Source organism: Streptomyces sp. NPDC040718 (assembly GCF_055593565.1).
Map to the genome: position 1 here is coordinate 279,266 of NZ_JBVIXO010000002.1, position 20,718 is coordinate 299,983.

24 protein-coding genes and 3 pseudogenes are annotated in these 20,718 nt (G+C 74.0%); 14 read left to right on the forward strand and 13 right to left on the reverse strand.

From position 1 onward, the window contains the following. The first annotated feature begins 101 nt into the window (after positions 1-101). On the forward strand, positions 102-1,034 hold the full coding sequence (locus ACZ597_RS06655) for an alpha/beta fold hydrolase (RefSeq protein ID WP_471325830.1): 933 nt from the start codon (positions 102-104) through the stop codon (positions 1,032-1,034). Here ACZ597_RS06655 and ACZ597_RS06660 read toward each other — a convergent pair. Then, positions 1,015-1,974 (reverse strand): GlxA family transcriptional regulator, encoded by a 960-nt coding sequence (locus ACZ597_RS06660; protein ID WP_471325833.1) that lies wholly within the window; start codon positions 1,972-1,974, stop codon positions 1,015-1,017. The two genes, ACZ597_RS06655 and ACZ597_RS06660, sit on opposite strands and share 20 nt — an antisense overlap. A 105-nt stretch (positions 1,975-2,079) precedes the next feature. Between ACZ597_RS06660 and ACZ597_RS06665 the strand changes: the two genes are divergently transcribed. After that, complete coding sequence (locus tag ACZ597_RS06665) at positions 2,080-2,673, forward strand: MBL fold metallo-hydrolase (protein ID WP_471325836.1); 594 nt, start codon at positions 2,080-2,082, stop codon at positions 2,671-2,673. Between the two features lie 46 nt (positions 2,674-2,719). Here the strand turns inward: ACZ597_RS06665 and ACZ597_RS06670 are convergent. From ACZ597_RS06670 to ACZ597_RS06690, 5 genes and pseudogenes are all read right to left on the reverse strand, one after another. Next, positions 2,720-2,938 (reverse strand): annotated as a pseudogene (locus tag ACZ597_RS06670) (helix-turn-helix transcriptional regulator); the annotation flags it as partial. Next, a complete protein-coding gene (locus tag ACZ597_RS06675) occupies positions 2,938-3,348 on the reverse strand; it encodes a VOC family protein (protein WP_469113771.1) in 411 nt (136 codons plus the stop codon). The gene ACZ597_RS06675 and the pseudogene ACZ597_RS06670, both read right to left, overlap by 1 nt. A gap of 53 nt (positions 3,349-3,401) precedes the next feature. Further along, a complete protein-coding gene (locus ACZ597_RS06680) occupies positions 3,402-3,749 on the reverse strand; it encodes a DUF3040 domain-containing protein (RefSeq protein WP_471325839.1) in 348 nt (115 codons plus the stop codon). A gap of 87 nt (positions 3,750-3,836) precedes the next feature. After that, a complete protein-coding gene (locus ACZ597_RS06685; RefSeq protein WP_471325842.1) occupies positions 3,837-4,316 on the reverse strand; it encodes a hypothetical protein in 480 nt (159 codons plus the stop codon). Continuing rightward, positions 4,304-4,855 carry an RNA polymerase sigma factor gene (locus ACZ597_RS06690; protein WP_471325845.1) on the reverse strand — a complete coding sequence of 184 codons (552 nt, stop codon included), beginning with the start codon at positions 4,853-4,855 and terminating at the stop codon, positions 4,304-4,306. Before ACZ597_RS06690 ends, ACZ597_RS06685 begins: the two co-directional genes overlap by 13 nt. Before the next feature lie 184 nt (positions 4,856-5,039). Here ACZ597_RS06690 and ACZ597_RS06695 point away from each other — a divergent pair, with 184 nt between their 5' ends. Continuing rightward, the gene (locus ACZ597_RS06695; protein WP_471325847.1) at positions 5,040-5,921 is read left to right on the forward strand and encodes a hypothetical protein; all 882 of its coding nucleotides are present in this window, start codon (positions 5,040-5,042) and stop codon (positions 5,919-5,921) included. Here the strand turns inward: ACZ597_RS06695 and ACZ597_RS06700 are convergent. Continuing rightward, positions 5,900-6,985, reverse strand: coding sequence for an alkene reductase (locus tag ACZ597_RS06700; protein ID WP_471325850.1), 1,086 nt, complete (start codon positions 6,983-6,985; stop codon positions 5,900-5,902). The two genes, ACZ597_RS06695 and ACZ597_RS06700, sit on opposite strands and share 22 nt — an antisense overlap. Before the next feature lie 87 nt (positions 6,986-7,072). On the opposite strand from ACZ597_RS06700, the gene ACZ597_RS06705 reads away from it, so the two are divergent. Together ACZ597_RS06705 and ACZ597_RS06710 are read left to right on the forward strand one after the other, a co-directional pair. Beyond that, complete coding sequence (locus tag ACZ597_RS06705; RefSeq protein WP_471325854.1) at positions 7,073-7,972, forward strand: LysR family transcriptional regulator; 900 nt, start codon at positions 7,073-7,075, stop codon at positions 7,970-7,972. A 101-nt stretch (positions 7,973-8,073) separates the two neighbouring features. Continuing rightward, positions 8,074-8,268: an antitoxin gene (locus tag ACZ597_RS06710; protein ID WP_471325857.1), complete on the forward strand. Its 195-nt coding sequence runs from the start codon at positions 8,074-8,076 to the stop codon at positions 8,266-8,268. Positions 8,269-8,328: 60 nt separating this feature from the next. Here ACZ597_RS06710 and ACZ597_RS06715 read toward each other — a convergent pair. Next, positions 8,329-8,508: pseudogene (locus ACZ597_RS06715) on the reverse strand (pyridoxamine 5'-phosphate oxidase family protein); the annotation flags it as partial. 150 nt (positions 8,509-8,658) lie between these two features. Next, positions 8,659-9,441, reverse strand: a complete 783-nt coding sequence (gene arsM, locus ACZ597_RS06720; RefSeq protein WP_471325859.1) for an arsenite methyltransferase — start codon at positions 9,439-9,441, stop codon at positions 8,659-8,661. A 111-nt stretch (positions 9,442-9,552) separates the two neighbouring features. On the opposite strand from arsM, the gene ACZ597_RS06725 reads away from it, so the two are divergent. From ACZ597_RS06725 to ACZ597_RS06740, 4 genes and pseudogenes are all read left to right on the forward strand, one after another. After that, positions 9,553-9,927 carry an ArsR/SmtB family transcription factor gene (locus ACZ597_RS06725; protein WP_471325861.1) on the forward strand — a complete coding sequence of 125 codons (375 nt, stop codon included), beginning with the start codon at positions 9,553-9,555 and terminating at the stop codon, positions 9,925-9,927. Beyond that, a complete protein-coding gene (locus ACZ597_RS06730) occupies positions 9,924-10,664 on the forward strand; it encodes an aquaporin (protein ID WP_471325864.1) in 741 nt (246 codons plus the stop codon). The genes ACZ597_RS06725 and ACZ597_RS06730 overlap by 4 nt, the downstream gene beginning before the upstream one ends. An 18-nt stretch (positions 10,665-10,682) precedes the next feature. After that, positions 10,683-11,105 carry an arsenate reductase ArsC gene (locus tag ACZ597_RS06735; protein ID WP_471325866.1) on the forward strand — a complete coding sequence of 141 codons (423 nt, stop codon included), beginning with the start codon at positions 10,683-10,685 and terminating at the stop codon, positions 11,103-11,105. A gap of 50 nt (positions 11,106-11,155) precedes the next feature. Then, a pseudogene (locus ACZ597_RS06740) lies at positions 11,156-11,494 on the forward strand (TetR/AcrR family transcriptional regulator); the annotation flags it as partial. Positions 11,495-11,790: 296 nt separating this feature from the next. Here the strand turns inward: ACZ597_RS06740 and ACZ597_RS06745 are convergent. Next, positions 11,791-12,834: an aldo/keto reductase gene (locus ACZ597_RS06745; protein WP_471325869.1), complete on the reverse strand. Its 1,044-nt coding sequence runs from the start codon at positions 12,832-12,834 to the stop codon at positions 11,791-11,793. Positions 12,835-12,930: 96 nt separating this feature from the next. Between ACZ597_RS06745 and ACZ597_RS06750 the strand changes: the two genes are divergently transcribed. Then, complete coding sequence (locus tag ACZ597_RS06750; protein ID WP_471325871.1) at positions 12,931-13,578, forward strand: TetR/AcrR family transcriptional regulator; 648 nt, start codon at positions 12,931-12,933, stop codon at positions 13,576-13,578. A gap of 26 nt (positions 13,579-13,604) precedes the next feature. After that, on the forward strand, positions 13,605-14,237 hold the full coding sequence (locus tag ACZ597_RS06755; protein WP_471325874.1) for a hypothetical protein: 633 nt from the start codon (positions 13,605-13,607) through the stop codon (positions 14,235-14,237). Positions 14,238-14,348: 111 nt separating this feature from the next. Here the strand turns inward: ACZ597_RS06755 and ACZ597_RS06760 are convergent, their stop codons facing one another. Then, on the reverse strand, positions 14,349-14,741 hold the full coding sequence (locus tag ACZ597_RS06760; protein ID WP_007265105.1) for a TOBE domain-containing protein: 393 nt from the start codon (positions 14,739-14,741) through the stop codon (positions 14,349-14,351). Positions 14,742-14,767: 26 nt separating this feature from the next. Beyond that, entirely contained in the window at positions 14,768-15,769 is a 1,002-nt protein-coding gene (locus ACZ597_RS06765; RefSeq protein ID WP_471325877.1) for an ArsR/SmtB family transcription factor, read from the reverse strand. Positions 15,770-15,828: 59 nt separating this feature from the next. On the opposite strand from ACZ597_RS06765, the gene ACZ597_RS06770 reads away from it, so the two are divergent. Both ACZ597_RS06770 and ACZ597_RS06775 read left to right on the forward strand, forming a co-directional pair. After that, positions 15,829-17,019 carry an MFS transporter gene (locus tag ACZ597_RS06770; RefSeq protein WP_471325880.1) on the forward strand — a complete coding sequence of 397 codons (1,191 nt, stop codon included), beginning with the start codon at positions 15,829-15,831 and terminating at the stop codon, positions 17,017-17,019. Positions 17,020-17,202: 183 nt separating this feature from the next. After that, positions 17,203-18,072 (forward strand): SigB/SigF/SigG family RNA polymerase sigma factor, encoded by an 870-nt coding sequence (locus ACZ597_RS06775; RefSeq protein WP_471325882.1) that lies wholly within the window; start codon positions 17,203-17,205, stop codon positions 18,070-18,072. 113 nt (positions 18,073-18,185) lie between these two features. Here ACZ597_RS06775 and ACZ597_RS06780 read toward each other — a convergent pair whose 3' ends face one another. Next, positions 18,186-18,623 (reverse strand): ATP-binding protein, encoded by a 438-nt coding sequence (locus ACZ597_RS06780; protein WP_471325885.1) that lies wholly within the window; start codon positions 18,621-18,623, stop codon positions 18,186-18,188. A gap of 490 nt (positions 18,624-19,113) precedes the next feature. Here ACZ597_RS06780 and ACZ597_RS06785 point away from each other — a divergent pair, with 490 nt between their 5' ends. Continuing rightward, positions 19,114-20,475 carry an aminotransferase class III-fold pyridoxal phosphate-dependent enzyme gene (locus ACZ597_RS06785; protein WP_471325887.1) on the forward strand — a complete coding sequence of 454 codons (1,362 nt, stop codon included), beginning with the start codon at positions 19,114-19,116 and terminating at the stop codon, positions 20,473-20,475. The last annotated feature ends 243 nt before the right edge of the window (positions 20,476-20,718 follow it).

Genomic DNA, 20,718 nt, shown 5'->3' on the forward strand with positions numbered 1-20,718 from the left:
GTGGGTTCCGCTCCGCTGCCCGGACCCCTTCATGGTACCGATGTACCACATTGGTGATACGGTCGTACCACGAAGAACGGATCTTCACAGGAGGTGCCGCCGTGCCCGAGAACACCGCCCGCGTACGCCGCGATGTCGGCCGCTACGTCAACGACACCCTGCGCGACCGCTACTTCGCCGCCGAGGAGGCGCTCCGCGCGATGGGGGCGCCCGCACGCTCCGAGACGGACGTGGAGACGGGCTTCGGCACCACCCACGTCTACCGGTACGGGCCCACCGACCCCGCCGCCGAGGCCCGGACCCCGATCGTCCTGATCCACGGCGCGGGCTACAGCTCGGCGATGTGGTACCCCAACACCCCCGGGCTCAGCCTCGACCGCCCCGTCTACGCCCTCGACACCCCCGGCGACGCCAACCGCAGCGTCCACCGCGAGCCCATGTGGCAGCCCGAGCGCGCCGCGCAGTGGATGGACGAGGCCCTCGACGCGCTCGGCCTCGACCGGGTCCACCTCGTCGGCTCCTCCTACGGCGGCTGGCTCGTCCTCAACCAGGCCCACCTGCGGCCCGGACGGCTCGCCTCCGTCACCGCCCTCGACCCCGGCGGGCTGGAGAAGGTCGGCCTGCGCTTCTTCGCCTGGGTCTTCGTGAGCCTGTTCGCCACCTTCGCCCCCAAGGCACTGCGGCCCCGGCTCGCCAAGTGGCTGGACCAGCCGGTGCTCGCCGTCCCCGAGATGCGCGAGTGGATCCAGCTCGGTGCCCGCGCCTACCGGATCCGCCGCCCCGCACCCCTGCCGCTGGCCGAGGACGAGCTGCGGACCATCCGGACCCCGCTCTACCTGATCATGGGCAAGCACAGTCTGCTCGTGCACCCGAAGCGGCAGCTGGAGCGCGTCCCCCGGCTGATCCCCGGCGCCCGCGCCGAGATCATCACCGCGACCGGGCACGGCCCGCAGATCGACCACCCCGACGTGGTCAACGCCCGGATGCTGTCCTTCATGGAGGACGCCGACTCCCTCACCGCGCCGCGCGGCTGAACGCCCTGCGGTACGAGCGCGGCGGCACCCCGCGCCGCCGTACGAACTGCTCGCGCAGCACCGCCGCGCTGCCGAAGCCGACCAGCCGGGCGATCTCCTCGACCGGCAGGCCGGTGGTCTCCAGCAGCTCCTCGGCGCTGCTGAGCCGCAGCCCCAGCAGCCAGGCGTGCGGGGTGGTGCCGGTCGAGGCCGCGAACCGCCGGGCGAAGGAACGCCGGCTCATCAGGGCCCGCCGGGCCAGCTCCGCCACCGGCAGCGGCTCGTGCAGGTGCTCCCGGGCCCACGCCAGCACCTCGGCCAGCTTCTCGTCCCGGCAGTCCTCCGGCACCGGCGTCGCCAGGTACTGGGCCTGCCCGCCGTCGCGGTGGGCCGGCAGCACCAGGTCCCGGGCGATGGCGTTGGCCGTGGCGGCCCCGTACTCCCGCCGCAGCAGGTGCAGGCACAGGTCGAAGCCGGCGGCGGCACCCGCGCCCGTGACGACCGCCCCCTCGTCCACGTACAGGGAGTCCGGCTCGACGCTCACCCGTGGATGGCGCTCGGCCAGCAGACCGGCGAACCGCCAGTGGGTGGTGGCGCGGCGCCCGTCGAGCAGCCCGGCCGCCGCGAGTGCGAACGCCCCGACGCAGTGCGCCGCCACCAGCGCGCCCCGCCCGTGCGCGGCGGCCAGCGCCGCCAGCACGGCGGCGGGCGGCGGCGTACGGAAGTCCGCCCAGGGCAGGGCGATCACCAGGTCGGCGGAGGCCAGCCGGTCCAGGCCGTGCTCCACCAGCAGCGGCAGCCCGACATCAGTGCGCACCGTCCCGGGCCGGTCCGTGCACAGGGCGAAGTCGAAGCGGGGCAGGCCCTGACCGCGCTCGTCGAACACCTCGGAGACGATCCCCGCCCCCAGCATCCCGACACCGGGAGGGGCGTACGCGGCGACGGACACGAAGGGCGGCATGCGCGCAGTCTGGCACGCGACCGGCCGAGGACGTGGCACGATTCCCGCGATCAGTGGCAGTACGGCCACTCGTGAAGGGGCCCGCCGGCGCGAAGACTTGGGGGCATGACGAACGCACCGCTCGGCCTCGGCGCCCGCTTCCGCATCCTGACCACCGGCTACACCCTCTCCACCGGGCCCGGGGTGGCCGCCACCGTCTCCTACGTCGGCGACGGCGACCGCCACGTGATCGTCGACCCGGGCATGGTGGCCGGCCGCGACCGGATCCTCGGCCCGCTCGCGGAGATGGGACTCGGCCCCGACGACATCACCGACGTGGTGCTCAGCCACCACCACCCCGACAACACCATGAACGTCGGCCTCTTCGGCCACGCCCGCGTCCACGACCACAAGGCGATCTACGAGAACGACCAGTGGACCGACCGCGACGCCGAGGGCTACGAACTGACCCCCGCGCTCCGGCTGATCCGCACCCCGGGCCACAGCCGCGAGGACATCACGCTGCTGGCCGGTACGGACGAGGGCGTCGTCGCCTTCGTGGGCGACCTGTGGTGGCGCCCCAACGGCCCGGTCGACGACCCGGTCGCCCCGGACCAGGACGTCCTGCGGGCCTCCCGGGAGCGTGTGCTCGCCGCCGCGGACGTGATCGTCCCCGGCCACGGCCCCGCCTTCCCGGCGGACGACACCGCGCCCCTGTAGGCCGTGCCCCGCTTCAGGCGGTGGTGACCGCCGCGCGGACGACGGCCCGGCGCGCGGTCACGTAGGCGTACGGCGATGCGCCGTAGGCGAGCCGGAACTCGCGGCTGAGCTGCCCGGCCGGCATTCCCGCGGTCCGTGCGAGGGCGAGGACGTCCAGCGGGCGCGCGTGCTCCCGGTCGATCCGGTCGCGTACGCGGCGCAGCCGTACGAGGTCCCTCAGACGTGCCGCCTCGGTGAGCGCCCGCGCCCACCCGGGGCGGCACATCAGCGCAGTTCCTGGATCCGGACCAGGTTGCCCGCGGGGTCGCGGAAGGCGCAGTCACGCACGCCGTACGGCTGGTCGGTCGGCTCCTGGACGACCTCGGCGTCGGTGGCCTGGACCTTCTCGAAGGTGCCGTCGAGGTCCGGGGTGGCCAGCAGGATCCAGCCGTAGGTGCCCTTCGCCATCATCTCCAGGATGGTGCGGCGCTCGTCCTCGGTGATGCCCGGGTCGACGGCCGGCGGGGCCAGGAGGATCGACGTACCGGGCTGGCCGACGGGGCCGACGGTGATCCAGCGCATCTTGCCCTGACCCACGTCGCTGCGGACCTCGAAGCCGAGGACGTCGCGGTAGAAGGCCACCGAGGCGTCCGGGTCGTCGTGCGGGAGGGCCGTGGTGTGAATGGTGATGTCCATGCCCGCAACGTTAGTTGCGGGCTCCGGAGGGCGCTTCTCGAATCCTGACCGGTTCAGTTCCCCGTGCTTCGGTTCCCCCTCCGCGCGGCCCTGGCGTCCGCCTTCCGGCGCCCCCACGAGCACCCCAGCCGCAGCAGCCGCACCGCGGTGGCCACCCAGACGCCCGCGAAGAGCCAGAGCAGCACCGGCGCGCCCGTCACCACGGCCCGTACGAAGAGGCACGCGCAGCCGAGGACGAGGAGGGCGGTCCACGCGCCCGCACGGCTCCAGGTGCCGCTCCACGGTCCGAAACCGCGGCGCAGCGTACGGAGCCTGCGGTCGAGGCGTCCGTCGGACCGCAGGTCGCCCTCGATGCCGTCGAGGACCATGCGCTCGTGTTCCGAGAGCTCGGGCCCGTCCATGGCAGACCTCCCGGGGTGTCCGGTGCCCGCACCTCTCCGCGGCGCGGGTGCCCGCTGCGCCTACCCTCCCGGCCGCCGTCCACACCCTCAAGGGGGGTCCAGCTGGTCGGTCAGCCGCTTGAGGGCCTTGGCGCCCAACGGGTCCAGCAGGGGCTGGAGGGCGCGGTCCACCAGGCGGAGGCCAGGGATCCGCAGGGCGCCGAAGAAGGCGAAGCGGGTGTCGTCCCCCTCGGGCGCGGCGGCCATCCCGCCCAGGACGAACCGGCTCTGCATCAGGCACCAGCCGGGCCGCAGCACGACGTCGAAGCGCGCCCGCATGCCCAGCGGGCTGCGCGCCCTGGCCTCCAGGCGGTCGCCGCGGGCCGAGGTCACGGTGAAGGCCCTGATGTCGGTGATCAGCCGGGGCAGCTGCTCCTCCAGGTCGGAGGCCAGCCCCCAGACCCGGTCGAAGGGCGCCGGGACCAGGTGCTCCGCGTAGCCGGCGGCCGGGGTGGTGCGGGCGACGACCCGCAGCCTGCGGACCGGGTCGAGTTCGGCGACGGGCCAGTCCTCGTTCAACGTCCCCACGCCTTCCTGAAGTTGCGGCGGGCCCGGAAGAGCCGGGTCCGGACGGTGGGCTCGGGTACGCCGAGGAGTGCGCTGACGGAGTGCTCGTCCATGCCCTCCAGGTCGCGCAGGACGAGGACGGCGCGGTGCGCCGGGGTGAGCCGCTCCAGCACGTCCCTGATGTCGGCGGCGAGTTGGGGATCCCCGGCGGCGGGGACGTCGTCGAGCGGGTCGGGTACGGCGCGGGCCGCCGCACGCGCCACGCGGACCGCCTCCCGCACGGCGATCACCCGCACCCATCCGAACAGGGCTGCTGGTTCGCGCAGTTGGCCCAGCTTGCGGAAGATCACGATCAGTGCCTCCTGCGCGGCGTCGGGGCCGTCCTGGAGGGCGATGGGCCCGCACAGCCGGCCGACGTAGGGCGCCAGCAGGTCGAGCAGGTCCTGGACGGCCATCCGGTCGCCGCGCTGCGCGGCGCGCACGAGCCCCGCCACGTCCGGGCCCGTGTCCACGTCCACGTCCAGGTCCGCGCGCGTGTCCGCGGTGCCGGTTCTGCTCACGGGATCCCCATTGCTTCCTCCTCCACGAGGTGTCGGCCGGGAAGAGCGCGCAGGATCCCGGAACATTCCCCGTGACCCGCGTCACAGCGCGGGCCGCCGTCGGGGAGCGCCGCGGCCACTGCCGGGGTGACGACTCGGGAGTCCCGTCGTTGGCCTTCCAAAAAGATCATTTCGGAGGCCGGCAGTGAACGATACGAGGACGAGCGGGCGGCATCTGGTCCTGGACGACGCCGAGGACGTACGGGCCGCGGCGGGAGCGCTCGCGGAAGGCTGCGCGGTGGCCCACGGGTTCGGGAACTCCTACGCCGTCACGGCGCGCGCCGACCGGGCCACCGTCGAGCGGGTCAACCGGATCAAGGGCCGCCCGGACGGGCAGGTCGGCAGTGTCACCACGGTCCCCGAGCGGGTCCCGATGCTCTTCGACTGGAACCTGCTTCCCCCGGCCCTGCCGCGCCGGCAGCTCCGCCAGCTCGTCGAGGAGCTGTTCCTGCTCGGCCCGTTCGGCTTCCGGGGCCCGGCCGCCGCGCACGTCCCGCGGCACCTGACGGCCGTCCATGACGGGGTGGTCACCGTGCGGCTCATCGGCCCGGGCTACCACTGCCCGTCCAACGGCTTCCTCGCCGAGGCGCTGGACCGCACCGGCGACGCCCTGCTGTCCGTCACCTCGGTCAACCGCTCCCGGTACCCGACCGGCGCGGAGCGCGAACCGGCCCACTGGCGCGCCGAGGGCGTGATCGCCGACTTCGGCCACGAGGAGGACGTCAGGATCCTCGTCCACGACGACGAGCCCGCGGCCCGCCGCCGGCACCCGCACCACGCCCCGACGTCGGCCACGGTGCTGTCCTTCCACCACGCCCCCGGCCGCGGCCGCTCGGGGCTCCCCGTCCTCACCCTGGAACGGCACGGCTCCCTCTCGGCGGACCACACCCGGGCGATCGCGGCCAACCACGGCTTCGCCCTCGTACCGTCGCCCCGGGCGGCCCGCCGCCTGACCGCCCGGACGTACGCGGACCGACCCGTACGTACGCGGACCGACGGGCGGGCTCAGCCGGACAGCGCCGGGTAGTCGGTGTAGCCCTCCTCCCCGCCCACGTACATCAGCCCCTTGTCCCGCAGGGGGTTGAGGGCGGCGCCGGCGCGCAGCCGCTCCACCAGGTCGGGGTTGGCGAGGAAGGCGCGGCCGAGGGAGACCAGGTCGGCTCCGGCGGCCAGCAGCCGCTCGGCCTCGTGCCTGCCGCCGTCGGCGGGCAGCGGGCCCGGCCACGGCAGCGCCGGGTTGGCGATCAGCGTGCCCGCCCACTGCTTGCGGATGCGCTGGAAGAGCGGCTGGTCCGGGTCGGCGAAGACGACGTGGAGATAGGCGAGTCCGGTGCCGGAGAGGGCGTCGACGAGCGCCGGGTACACCTCCTCCGCGTCGTCCTCGTGCATGCCGTTGGCCGTGACGCCGGGGGCGACGCGCAGGCCCACCCGGTCCGGTCCGACGGCGTCGGCGACGGCCTCGACCACCTCGCGCACGAAGCGGGTGCGGCCCTCCACCGGGCCGCCGTAGCCGTCGGTGCGGTGGTTGGTCCCCGAGGCCAGGAACTGGTGGAGCAGGTAGCCGTTGCCGCCGTGCACCTCCACCCCGGCGAACCCGGCGTCCATCGCCCGCCGCGCGGCGTCGGCGAAGTCGGCCGCGGTGGAGCGGATGTCGGCGGTGGTCATCTCGCGGGGCACCACCGCGGGCCGGTGCCCGCCCGGCGTGAAGATCGTGTCGGGCAGCGGCACCGGCGACGGCGCGACCGGCGACAGGCCGCCGCTGTTGTCGGGGTGTCCGATCCGGCCACCGTGCTGGAGCTGGAGGAACATCCGCCCGCCGGCGGCGCCCACCGCCTCCGTCACGCGCCGCCATCCGGTCACGTGCGCGTCGTTGTGGATCGCGGAGATGTTCGGGTACGTCTGGCCCACCGCGTTCGGCGTCGAGGCCTCGGCGATGATCAGCCCCGCCGAGGCGCGCTGCGCGTAGTAGGTGGCCATCAACGGTGTCGGAACACCGTCGGCGGAGGCGCGGTTGCGGGTCATCGGCGCCATCACCAGGCGGTTGGGCAGCTGCAGGGCACCGAGTCGGGCGGTGTCGAAGACGCTGGTCATGGGCCCAACTCTCGAACGGGCCCACGGGCCGAACAAGACCGATCTGATCTACGATCGGTGACCGGAACTCACCGATGGAGGCCGGCGGTGGAACGACACGAGATCGAGGCATTCCTCACGCTGGCCGAGGAGTTGCACTTCAGGCGGACCTCCGAGCGGCTCGGTCTGGCCCAGGGTCGGGTCAGCCAGACCATCAAGAAGCTGGAGCGCCGCATCGGCGTCGCGCTGTTCGAACGGACCAGCCGGCGCGTCGCCCTGACGCCGGTGGGACGGCAGCTGCGCGACGACCTGGTCCCCGTCCGGGAGCAGCTGCGGCGGGCCGTCGAACGCGCCACGGCCGCGGGCCGGGGCGTCACGGGCGTGCTGCGCGTCGGGTACTCCAGCCCCATGGTCGCCGAGATGCTCCTGAAGGCCGGCGACACCTTCCGCTCCCGCTATCCCGACTGCGAGGTCGAGGTCCACGAGGTGCAGCTCTCCGACCCGTTCGGTCCGCTGCGCAGCGGCCGGGTCCACCTCCAGGTCAGCGAACTCCCTGTGCTGGAGCCCGACTTCACCCTCGGCCCGCTCCTGCGCCGCGAGCCCCGCGTGCTGATGGTCCCCGCCGGCCATCCCTTCGCGCGGCGCGCGTCCGTGTCCCTGGAGGACCTCGCGCAGGCGCAGCTCCTCGCCGTCTCCGGGGAGTCCGTACCGCAGCACTGGCTGGACCACCACTACCCCCGGCACACCCCGCTGGGCCGGCCCGTCCCGCACGCGCCCCCCGTCACGTACTGGACGGAGCTGCTGAGCCTCATCGGCCGGGGCAAGGGGGTCTCGCCCGCCAGCCAGGCCGCGGAACGCTACTACGCGCGGCCCGACGTGGTCTGGGTCCCCTTCGACGATGCCCCGCCCGTCGACTACGGGCTCTTCTGGCCGACGGCCGGCGAGAGCACCCGCGTACGCGCCTTCATCGGCACCCTCTGCGAGCCGACGGGCCCCGACCTGCCCTGATGCCGGGCGCTCGCGCCTCGGGGTGCGACCCCCGGGGAAGGCGCGGATGCTGGTTGTGCCGGCCGCGCTCCGGGCGTGCCGGCTTCCGCGAGGAGGAACCCATGTCGATGCTCGACAAGCTCAAGGGCCTGCTGAAGGGCCATGAGGACACGGTGGGTCAGGGAGTCGAGAAGGCGGGCGACGCCTTCGACGCGAAGACCGGCAACAAGTACCAGAGCCAGGTCGACATGGCCCAGCAGAAGATCAACGAGCAGCTGGGAACCGACAAGCCCCGGGAGGACCCCCCGCAGGGCTGAATTCCCCCGACTCGCGCCCGGTCGGCCCGTGCGACGGGGCGACGGCGCGCTCCGAGCAGGTCATCCGGCTTCCTTCAGCCGGCGGCCGTCGCGCATGAGGTCGCGCCCGCGCAGCTCGTTCGCCTCCCGCCAGGCCTGGACGCGGTCCGGCCGGATGAGGAAGTACTGGTAGGCGTCGAGGTCGCGCGGGTCGAAGCCGGTCTTGGCCCCGAACGTGTCGCCGGTCCCCGCGGGGAGGTCGGCGTCATGGTTCCTCCGGCAAGTCAACGCGCTTCAGAGCCGGTTCAGCGTACGGCCCCACTGCGGGGCCGGCGCTTCTTCCGGGGAACACGTGCCTGGCCTCGCCGGCGGCCCGGCCGAGGCGACTCGTACGACCTGCCTTCCGCCCGTTCAGCAGGCTTCCGTGGCGGGCGCGGGAGCCGGGGCGACGGGCTTGACGGCCCGGACGACGGCGGAGTGCATGCCGTCGGCGACGGCATGCGTCGGGATGATCTCCACATCGGTGAACCCGGCGGCCTCCAGCCCTTGGCGGTACTCGCCGAAGGAGAGGGCGCCGGCGATGCAGCCGACGTAGTCGCCCCGCTCGGCGCGCTGTGCCGGGGTCAGGGCGTCGTCGGCGACGACGTCGGAGACGCCGATCCGGCCGCCGGGCTTGAGGACGCGGAAGGCCTCGGCGAAGACGGCGGGCTTGTCGGTGGACAGGTTGATCACGCAGTTGGAGATCACCACGTCGATCGTGGCGGCCGGGAGCGGGACGGCCTCGATGGTGCCCTTGAGGAACTCCACGTTCGTCGCGCCGGCCTTCGCGGCGTTGGCCAGGGCGAGGGCGAGCATCTCCTCGGTCATGTCCAGGCCGTACGCCTTGCCGGTGGGGCCGACCCGACGGGCGGAGAGGAGGACGTCGATGCCGCCGCCGGAGCCGAGGTCCAGGACCCGGTCGCCTTCGTTCAGGTCGGCGACGGCGGTGGGGTTGCCGCAGCCGAGGGAAGCGGCGACGGCCTCCGCCGGCAGCTCGGCCCGGTCGTCGGCGGCGTAGAGGGTGGGGCCGAAGTTCTCGTCGACCTCGACCGGCTCGGGCCCGCAACAGGCGGTGCCGCCTTCGGTGACCTTCAGCGCGGCGGCCGCGTAGCGGGCCCGGACGGTCTCGCGCAGGTCGGTGGACTGCTCGCTCATGACGATGACTCCCAATGGACGAAGCCCCTGCCCAGTACGGCGGGACCTGACTGCATTGACGTTCTTCGATGCAACCTTGCGCCTTGGATCGAAGAACGTCAACATAGAGGCATGTCGAAACAAGAGCTCGTGGTCCTCGGGCAGGACTCCGACGGCTGCTGCGGCCGGCTCGCCGCCGCACCGCTGGACGAGGACCAGGCCGCCGACCTGGCGAAGGTGTTCAAGGCCCTGGGCGACCCGGTCCGGCTGCGCCTGCTGTCGATGATCGCCTCGCGGGACGGGGGCGAGGTCTGCGTCTGCGAGCTGACCCCGGCCTTCGAGCTCTCGCAGCCGACGATCTCCCACCACCTCAAGCTGCTGCGCCAGGCCGGCCTGGTCGACTGCGAGCGCCGCGGGACCTGGGTCTACTACTGGGCCCTGCCCGCCTCCCTGGAACGGCTCGCCGCCGTACTGAAGGCCCCGCAGGCCGCCGGGGCGAAGGCATGAGCGGGGACCCGGTGCCGCTCGGGCGCCGTGTGGCGGCCGAGGCGGTCGGGACCGCGCTGCTGGTGGCGGTCGTCGTCGGCTCCGGCATCCAGGCCACCGGACTGTCGAAGGACGTCGGCATCCAGCTGCTGGCCAACTGCCTGGCGACCGTCTTCGGCCTCGGCGTGCTGATCGCGGTGCTCGGCCCGGTCTCAGGGGCCCACTTCAACCCCGTGGTCACCCTCGCCGCCCACCTCACCGGCCGCCGCTCCGGCGACGGGCCGTCCCTGCGGGACGCGGCCGCGTACGTACCCGCCCAGATCGGCGGCGCGATCGCCGGCTCGCTCCTGGCCAACGCCGTCTTCGGCCGGCCCGTGCTCTCCCTGTCCGCCCACGACCGCTCCGCTCCCCACCTGTGGCTGGGCGAGGTGGTCGCGACGGCCGGACTGCTGCTCGTGGCCTTCGGCCTGAACCGGGCCGGCCGGGCGAACCTGGCACCGGCGGTGGTGGCCGCGTTCATCGGCGCGGCCTACTGGTTCACCTCCTCCACCTCCTTCGCGAACCCCGCGGTCACCATCGGCCGGGCCTTCACCGACTCCTTCGCCGGCATCGCCCCCGCCTCCGTCCCCGCGTTCGTCGCCGCCCAGATCCTCGGCGCCGCCGCCGGCCTGGGCCTGCTCGCCCTCGTCTTCGGCCCCTCCGCCCGGCAGACCGCCGACGGGCCCGCGCCGATCACCGTCGTCCCCGCCGCCCGCTGAACCCCTGGAGCCCCTGCCGTGAACACTCCCCCGTCCCGCCCGTCGGTGCTGTTCGTCTGCGTCCACAACGCCGGCCGCTCCCAGATGGGCGCCGCCTTCCTCGCCCACCTCGGCCGGGGCCTCGTCGAGGTCCGCTCCGCCGGCTCCGCCCCGGCCGACACCGTCAACCCCGCCGTGGTCGAGGCCATGCGCGAGGTCGGCATCGACATCTCCGCCCAGACCCCCAAGGTGCTCACCGCCGAGGCCGTCCGGGCGTCCGACGTCGTGATCACCATGGGCTGCGGCGACGCCTGCCCGTACTTCCCCGGCAAGCGCTACCTCGACTGGACCCTCGACGACCCCGCCGGCCAGGGCGTCGCCGCCGTCCGGCCCATCCGCGACCGGATCGAGCAGCGCGTCCGAGACCTGCTGGGCGAGCTCGGGATCCCGGCAGCCGGGTGATCGTGCGGTGGCAGAGCCCAGCCCCGCAGCGGGACCATACAGCCGGTCGGCTGACTGACTCACCGGGATCCCGCACGGCACGCGCGGCCGACAAGCGCAGCCGGCTCTCCGCGGCGGCCGCGCAGGTCCTGCACGAGCAGGGCGTCGAACGGACCACCCTCGCGGACATCGCCCGGGCGGCCGGCGTCCCCGTCAGGAACGTCTACTACTACTTCAAGACCAAGGACGACCTGGTCCGGGCCGCCCTGTCGGAACAGAGCTCCCACCTCGACGGGCTCACCGAGCGGCTGGACGAGCTGCCCGATCCGCTGGAGCGCCTCAAGGGCCTGGTCGCCGCCTGGGTCTCCCAGCGCGAGACCGCCGCCAGGCGCGGCCGCCCCACCGGCACCACCCGCGAGGGCGCCCGCCTCACCGGCTGGCTGGACTCCCTGACCCCGTAGGCCGTGCCCGTCGGCGACACAAACTCCTGGGCTGCGGCCTCACCGACGAGGCTGCCGGCCGCCAACCGGGCCTGTCCGTGCGCACGGTGCGCCGGATGATGGCCGAGCTGATGAGGCGCCTCGGCGCGGGCAGCCGCTTCGAGGCGGGCCTGCGGGCCGCGCGGCGCGACTGGCTCTGACGGCGCCGTCCCGCGGCCGGGGCGCCCCGGGAGCCGTTTCAGCCGTGGTTCCAGCCGTCCGGACGATCAATTGCGCGCCAGCAGCGAGGGGTTGAGGCGCGCAAAGCCCTCCTGCCGCTCGTACGGGAAGTACGGGTACGGCGCCGGCCGGTGGCTGGCGGCGTCCAGCCGGGCCACCTGGCCGGGGGTCAGTTCCCAGCCGACGGCCCCGATGTTCTGGCGCAGCTGCTCCTCGTCGCGGGCGCCGACGAGGACGGTGGAGACGGTCGGGCGGCGCAGCAGCCAGTTGATGGCCACCTGCGGCACGGTCCGCCCCGTCTCCTCCGCGACCTCGTCGAGGGCGTCGACCACGTCGTAGAGGTGCTCCTCCTCCACCGGCGGGCCGTAGTCGGCGGTCTCGTGCAGCCGGCTGCCCGCGGGCAGCGGGCGGCCGCGGCGCAGCTTGCCGGTGAGGCGGCCCCAGCCCAGGGGACTCCAGACCATCGCGCCGACGCCCTGGTCGTGGGCGAGCGGCATCAGCTCCCACTCGTAGTCGCGGCCGACGAGGGAGTAGTACACCTGGTGGGCGGCGTAGCGGGGGAAGCCGTGCTTCTCGGCTGCCGACAGGGACTTCATCAGCTGCCAGCCCGCGAAGTTGGAGACGCCGGTGTAGCGGACCTTGCCGGACCGGACGAGCTGGTCGAGGGTGGACAGCACCTCCTCGACGGGGGTGGCGGCGTCGAAGCCGTGCAGCTGGAAGAGGTCGATGTGGTCGGTGCCGAGCCGGCGCAGGGCGTCCTCCACGGCCCCGATCAGGCGGGAGCGGGAGGTGCCGTACTCGCCGGGGCCGTCGCCGGTGGGCAGGCCCGCCTTGGTGGAGATGAGCACCTGGTCCCGGCGGCCCTTGACGGCCTGCCCGAGGACTTCCTCCGAGGCGCCCGCCGAGTAGACGTCGGCGGTGTCGAACAGGGTGATGCCGGCGTCCAGGCAGATGTCCACCAGCCGGCGCGCCTCCTGGGCGTCCGTGCTGCCCCAGGCGCCGAACACGGGGCCGCGGCCGCCGAACGTGCCGGCTCCGAACCCGAGGGCGGGGACCTTGAGGCCGGACGCGCCGAGCTGCCTGTATTCCATGACGGACTCCTCCCGTGGGCGGTAATGGCACCGCAGACCCTTTAAGGTGATCCCAACGTAACAGCCGAACATCATTAATGGAACCGGAGACCCGTTATGACTTCGCCGAGTGAAGCCCCTGACGGCGCGGGGGACCCGTGCGCCGAGCCGGGGACCGTGCGCCCCGGGGGCCGGACCGCACGGGTGCGGACCGCCGTCCTGGAGGCGGCCGGGGACATGCTGGCCGAGCAGGGCTTCCACGCGCTGGACCTCGCCGAGGTCGCCCGACGGGCCGAGGTCGGCAAGACCACCGTCTACCGGCGCTGGGGCACCGTGGCCGGCCTGGTCGCCGACCTGCTGACGGACATGGCCGAGCAGTCGCTGCCGCGCACCGAGACCGGCTCGCTGGAGGAGGACCTGCTGGCCAACGCCGAACTCGTCCGGCGCACCCTGTCCGACCCGCGCCAGGGCCCCCTGTTCAAGGCCGTCATCGCCGCCGCCACGGGCGACGCCCGGACGGCCGAGGCCCTGCACCGGTTCTACGAGGTCCGCGTCGCGGAATGGGCGCCCTGCGTCCGGGAGGCCGTCGGGCGGGGCGAGCTGCCCGAGGGCACCGACGCCGCCGAGGTGGTCCGCGCCGTCTCCGCCCCGCTGTACTACCGGCTGCTGACCACGGACGCCCCGCTGGACGGGGCCGCGGCCCGGCGGGCGGCCACGGCGGCGGTGGCGGCGGCCCGCGCGGGGGTCTTCGTACGGACTCCGTAGGCGGCGGCGGTTGTTAGCCTGCGGCGGTGGCACTCGACATCACCGTGGTCACGGCCGACTGGAAACACCTCGCCCGGATACCCACGGGCGACCGCCTGGACGCCCTGGCCGTCGCCGTGCACCCGCACTACTGCTGTGACGCCTGCGACGCGGCCGACCGTGCCGTGGAGGGCGGCTGGGCCTCGCCCAGAGGGGTCCCGTGGTGTGCCGAGTACCGCTTCCACACCACCACCGGCACCTACACCTGGCACTTCTGGCTCGCCGAAGGCTGGCAGGCCGTCAGGACGTCCACCGCGCCCGCACTTCGGGACGACCTCGACCTCTTCCTCGGCGGCCTCGTGTGGGACGGCCCGGACTACGCCGAGGACCCGGACGCCGACGACCCCCCGGCCCTGCCCGGCTTCCCGGACGATCCCGAGCCGTGGCGGCCCGACCTGCTGCTGGGCCGCGCCCCGGACGAGGTGCCGGCGCTCGCCCGCGCCTGGGAGCGGGCCGCGCCCCGGCTGGACGAACTGCGCGGGCCCTTCGCCGCCTGGGACTTCCGCTGGCCGGGCGGGTCCGACACCTTCGACGGTGCCACCGCGCTGATGCGCGAGTGGGGCGAGGTCGTCACGGGCGCCGCCGCACGGGGCTGGGGGCTGGTCGGCCTCCCGTACTGAGGCCGGGTGCGGGGGGCGCGGCGGGCGGGGTGCGGGGCTCAGCGGGCGGTGTCAGGCTGCCAGGCCTTAGGTGCGGGCGGGCCTCAGGTGCGGGCGGGCCTCGGTCGGGCCTCAGGTGCGGTCGACGAAGACGCTGGTGGACTTCACGCGGGCGGTGGCGCGCATGCCGACCTCCAGGCCCAGCTCCTCCACCGCCTCCCGGGTCAGCAGCGACACCACCCGGTGCGGACCCGCCTGGATCTCCACCTGCGCGCTGACCGAGCCAAGCCTGATGCCCGTCACGATGCCGGGGAAGGCGTTGCGGGCCGAGGTGTACGGGGCTTCCTCGTCCTCCCCCGCCTCCTGGGCCACCTCGACGCAGAACGCCGCCAGGTCCGGCCCGTCGACGATCCTGCGGTTCCCCTCCCGCCGGGTCGGGAAGCGCTCGGCGTCCGCCCAGCGGCGGGCGGTGTCACTGCTGACGCCGAGCAGCCGCGCTGCCTGGCCGATCGTGTAGGACTCCATGCACCGCAGCGTAGGCGGTGCCGGCCTCAGGCGGTGAGCAGGGCGTCCGCGATCGCCGTACGCGCGTACAGCACCGAACGGCCGGCCCGGTGCGCGGTGACCAGGCCCGCGTTGCGCAGGGCCGTCAGGTGCTGCGAGACCCCGGCCGCCGACAGCCCGCAGTACCGGGCGAGCTGCGTGGTCGACGCCGGGGTGTCCAGCTCCGCCAGCAACAGCGCCCGGGAGCGGCCCAGCACCGCGGCCACCGCGTCGGCGGAGGAGGTCGCCCGGGGCTCCCAGAGGGTGCCGATCCCCCGCGCCGGGTAGGCCAGCTGGGGCGGATCCGGGGCCACCGACCGGGTCAGTACGCGGGGCCAGGCGAAGGCCGAGGGCACCAGCAGCAGCCCGGCACCGGCCCGGTCGCGGGTCAGCGCGCAGTGCTGCTTGACCAGGCGCAGGGTGTCCGCGTCCCAGCGCACGGACTCGTGCAGCTCGTTCAGGACGGACGCCGAACCGTGCTCGGCGACCTGCCGGGCCCGGTGGAAGACGTCCGCCTCCAGCACCTGGCGGATCCGGGCCCAGTAGGGCGCCAGCGCCAGTTCCCAGTACAGCTCGATCTCCGCCGCGACCTTCTCCAGCGCCGCTTCCGGCTCCTCCCGCAGCTGCCTGAGCCGGGGCGAGGACGCCGCCCCCGGACCCAGCGCGTCCACGTCGGTGCGCACCTGCTCGGGCGGGGTCGCGCGGATGGCCCGCAGCTCCGCGGGCAGTTCGGGGAAGGGCCCGGGCGGCGTGGGGTTGAGGAAGTCCGCCAGGTATCCGCGCGCCGGGACCAGCTCGGCCAGCCAGCCCCGACCCAGGCCCGCCCGCGCCAGCCGGGGCCGGACCTGCGCGGCCCAACTCCGGTGCAGGCGCGGCTCGACGGGGTCCAGCAGCCGCCGGAAGCTGGTGACGACCTCCCACATCGGGGAGACCGCGAACCGGGTCTGTGCCAGGTCCCTCGCCGAAAAACTCAAGCCCGGCTCCACGGCCCCGCCCCCTCGCCCGCCCATTGGATTCGGCCTGAGCTTAATCAGTTCGGGGAGGCGGGGGCGGACCGCAGGCTCCTCACATGCTCTCCACCTTCCGCGGACTCCCGCCCACCGTCTGGACCGTGTTCGCCGGCACCGTCGTCAACCGGCTCGGCCACCTGGTCACCCCGTTCCTCGTGTTCCTGCTGGCCGACCGCGGCATCACCGGCACCGAGACCTCGTACGTCCTCGGCGCGCTCGGCGCGGGCAACCTGCTCGGGCCCGCGCTCGGCGGCATGCTCGCCGACCGGATCGGGCGCCGGCCGACGATGCTCATCGGACTGCTGGGCGCCGCCGCGGCACAGGGCGCCCTGTTCCTCGCGCCGGGGGTGCTGACGATGGGCGCGGCCGCACTGCTGCTCAGCGCGGCCTCGGCGCTGGTCGGCCCGGCCGCGTACGCGCTGATGGCCGACGCCGTCGACGGGGAGCGCAGGCGGCGGGCCTACGCGCTGTTCGGGTGGGGGGTCAACATCGGCACCGCCGTCGCCGGCGTGCTCGGCGGCTTCCTCGCCGCGCACGGCTACTGGCTGCTCTTCGCCGTCGACGCCGCAACCCTGCTCGTGTACGCCGCCGTCGTCGCGGTCCGGCTGCGGGAGCCGCGCCGGGAGGCACCGGCCGACGGTGCCGTACGGACCCTGGGCTACGGGGTCGTGCTGCGCGACCGGCTGATGCTGGCGCTGCTGCCGCTCTTCGGCATCGCGCTGTTCGTGTACTCGCTGACCGAGGTGGCCCTGCCGCTGGCGATGCGGGACAGTGGCCTCTCCCCCGCCGCCTACGGGGCGATGGCGGCCGTCAACGCGGTCCTCGTGGTGGGCCTCCAGCCGCTGGTGACCGCCCGGCTCGCGAAGCTGCCGCAGGTCCCGGTGCAGGCGGCCGGCAGCGCGCTGATCGCGGCCGGAGTGGCGGCGACGGGGCTCGCCGACGGCATCGCCGGCTACGCGGCCTCGGTGGCGCTCTGGTCGCTCGGCGAGGTGGTCGTCGCCGGTATCGCGGCCTCGCTGGTCGCGGGCCTCGCCCCGGCCGACGCCCGCGGCCGCTACCAGGGCGCCTACAGCTGGACCTGGGGCGTCGCCCGCTTCGCGGCCCTCACGCTGGGCGTGGCCCTCTACGCGGGCGCCGGCCCGGCGGCCCTGTGGTGGACGGCCCTGGCGGGCGGACTGCTCTCCTCGGCGGCGGTCCTGCTGCTGCGCCGCCGGATCGCGGCCCGGGCGGAGCACGACCTGGCGGCGTAGCGGGCCTGTCACCCCTGTGACCAGGGATTTCGGCGAGCGCATGGTTTCACGTGAAACACCGGGAAGAAGAAAGTACGGGTACCGGCTGTTATGGACGGGTATATCCATCTGGACGGTGACGGCCCCAGCAGCACATGACCCCGGCCCGCGACCAGGGACCGCCCGTCGGAGGAGCGCAGAGCGATGACGGACCGTACCGAGCGCGACCACACCCCCCTCACGACCCGCGCCGACGGCGGCGACGGCACCGACCGCGCGGACCACACCGACCGCACGGACGTGGCCACCCTGGAGGCCAGGGCCCTCTCCACGGCCCTGTTCCACCGCCTGGCCGAACTGGACGAGGGCACCGCCGACTACTCGTACGTCCGCAACACCCTGGTCGAGCTGAACCTCAGCCTCGTGAAGTACGCCGCCCGCCGCTTCCGCGGGCGCAGCGAGCCGATGGAGGACATCGTCCAGGTCGGCACCGTCGGTCTGATCAAGGCCATCAACCGGTTCGACCCGGAGCGCGGGGTGGAGTTCACCACCTTCGCGATGCCCACGATCAGCGGTGAGATCAAGAGGTTCTTCCGCGACACCAGCTGGGCGGTGAAGGTGCCCCGCCGGCTCCAGGAGCTGCGGATCGACAGCGCGAAGGCCCATGACGCCCTTGAGCAGGACCTCGGCCGCGAACCGACCGACGCCGAGATGGCGCAGGAGCTGAACGTCACGCCGGAGGAGTTCAGCGAGGGCCGCAAGGCGGCCAGCGCGTACTCCGCGCGCTCCCTGGACGCGCCCGTGCAGGAGGACTCGGAGCGCGATCCGGCCGCGGAGCGGGCCTCGCTCGGCGAGGAGGAGCCCGCGTACGACCGGATCGAGTGCCTGGAGTCCCTCAAGCCCATGCTCGCCGGGCTGCCCGAGCGGGAGCGGGAGCTGCTGTCGCTGCGGTTCGGGCAGGAGCTGACCCAGTCCGAGATCGGGGCCCGGCTGGGCCTGTCCCAGATGCACGTCTCACGGCTGCTGAACCGCACCCTGACCCGGCTGCGCGGCGGCCTCCTCACCGACGCGTAGGCCCTGCCGGGCGGCTCGGGGACGGGGCTCCAGCGGCCCGGGCGGCTCTTGGGCCCGGCTACCGGGCAGGTCAGGGCCGTAGGGGAGCCGGCGCAGGGGGCAGGGAACAGAGGTCACGGGTGCGGGGCGCCGACGGGGGGCGCGGGGGCCGCGGGGGCCGTCACCTCCAGCCAGACCGTCTTGCCGGGGCGGCCGTCCGCCGCCGGCACGGAGCCCCAGTTCTTGGCGAGGCGCTCCAGCAGTACCAGCCCGTGGCCGCCCGGCCGGGAGCGGTCCCGCACCGCCCGGCGCACCGGCACCTCGGAACTGTCGTCGCTCACCTCGACCCGCAGCAGGCCGGGGCTGTGCCGCAGCACCAGCTCGCGGGGGCCGCCCGCGTGCAGGCAGGCGTTGGTGACCACCTCGGAGACCAGCAGGAGCAGGTCCTCCTCGGCCTCCGAGCCCTCGGGCCAGAGCCAGTCGGTGAGGGCCCTGCGGGTGAAGTCCCGGCACCGGGCCACGACCCCTGCCGTGGCGCCGCCCAGGACCAGCCGCCGCGTCTGTTCCGCCACAGGCTCTCCCGTCTCCGACGCGCTCCCCCGGCGCCGCACCTACCCCCGGCCGGGACGGACAAATCCCGCGCGGACCCCACGCTACTGCCGAGTCGGTGCCGAGAGCGTGACGCGCGGCGGTGAGCGGTCACCTCGGCGCCCCGCGCCGCCCGCCGGACACGTCGGCCGGGCCCGCACGCGGCGGGCCCGGCCGACGGCCTCGAAGGGCCCTCGACGGCGGATCGACGGACGCCGGGACGGCGGATCGACGGCGGATCGAGGGCGCACCGGCGGCGGCCCGAAGCCGCCCCCGACGGTCCCGGTGGGGCCGAGGAGGGCTCCCACCATGGGTTTTCGGCCGTTCTCCCCCGTGGAGCGGCCGGTTCGAGGGACGCTATGCGGGACCTTCGGACCCGTCGAGGACTCGCCCCGGGATCCGTCAAGTCGCCCGCGGGGGGTGTCGTACCCGAGGCAGCCCGGCGTCCACATCCTGGACAACTACCCTCGATATATGAACGCAGAAGCCGACGCCCTCGCGGCCGTGAAAGACGCAGTCAAAGAAGCAGACCGGAACCACGTTTTCCATTCGTGGTCGGCGCAGGAGCTCATCGACCCGCTCGCCGTGGCCGGGGCCGAGGGATCGTACTTCTGGGACTACGACGGCAACCGCTACCTCGACTTCTCCAGCGCGCTCGTCTACACCAACATCGGCTACCAGCACCCCAAGGTGGCCGCCGCCATCGCGGAGCAGGCCGCCAAGCTCTGCACCCTCGCGCCCGGCTTCGCCGTCGACGTCCGCTCCGAGGCGGCGCGCCTGATCGCCGAGCGCACCCCCGGCGACCTCGACAAGATCTTCTTCACCAACGCCGGCGCCGAGGCCGTGGAGAACGCCGTGCGCATGGCCCGGCTGCACACCGGCCGGCCCAAGGTGATGTCCGCGTACCGCTCGTACCACGGCGCGACCACCACCGCGATCAACCTCACCGGCGACGCCCGCCGCTTCGGCAACGACGGCGCGACCGCCGGCGTCGTCCACTTCTGGGGCCCGTTCCTCTACCGGTCGCCCTTCCACGCGGCCACCGAGGCCGAGGAGTGCGAGCGCGCCCTGCGCCACCTGGAGGACACGATCGTCTTCGAGGGGCCGCAGTCCATCGCCGCGATCATCCTGGAGACCGTCGGCGGCGCCCCCGGAGTGCTGGTGCCCCCGGCCGGCTATCTGGCGGGCGTACGCGAGCTCTGCGACCGCCACGGCATCGTCTTCATCCTGGACGAGGTCATGGTCGGCTTCGGCCGCACCGGCGCCTGGTTCGCCGCCGACCACTGGGACGTCACCCCCGACCTCCTCTGCTTCGCCAAGGGCATCACCAGCGGCTACGTGCCGCTCGGCGGCGTCGCCATCTCCGCCGCCATCGCCGAGACCTTCGCCCGCCGGCCCTACCCGGGCGGTCTGACGTACTCCGGGCACGTGCTGGCCTGCGCCGCGGCCGTCGCGACGGTCAACACCATGGCCGAGGAGGGCATCGTCGAGCAGTCCGCGCGCACCGGCGCCGAGCTGCTGGGGCCCGGACTGCGCGAGATCGCCGGACGCCACCCCTCCGTGGGCGAGGTCCGCGGCATGGGCACCTTCTGGGCCCTGGAGCTCGTGAAGAACGCGCAGACCCGCGAGCCGCTGGTCCCGTACAACGCCTCGGGCGCCGACAACGCGCCGATGGCCGCCTTCGGCGCGGCCCTGAAGAAGGGCGGCCTGTGGCCGCTCCTCGCCGGGAACCGCATCCACGTCGCCCCGCCCTGCAACATCTCGGCCGAGGACGTGGCCAAGGGCCTGGCGATCCTCGACGAGGCCCTGTCGGTCACGGATGCGCACATGGTCTGACCTGCGAGCTTGTGCGGTCACCCAATCCGTGGGCGCTGGTGTTCGGATGTTCCGTGCGGTGGTCAACCCGCCGCACACATGGTGCAATCCCGTCAGTACTTCAGTACGAATCAGCACCTACGGACCGGGATGCACGTCAGTCCCGGGGCGGTCCTCCGGGGCCGAACGGCGGGGAGCGGGACGCCCTCCTGGAGGGCGGGCGCTGGACGCCGGGCGTACGGGATCCAGAACAACGGACTCCGT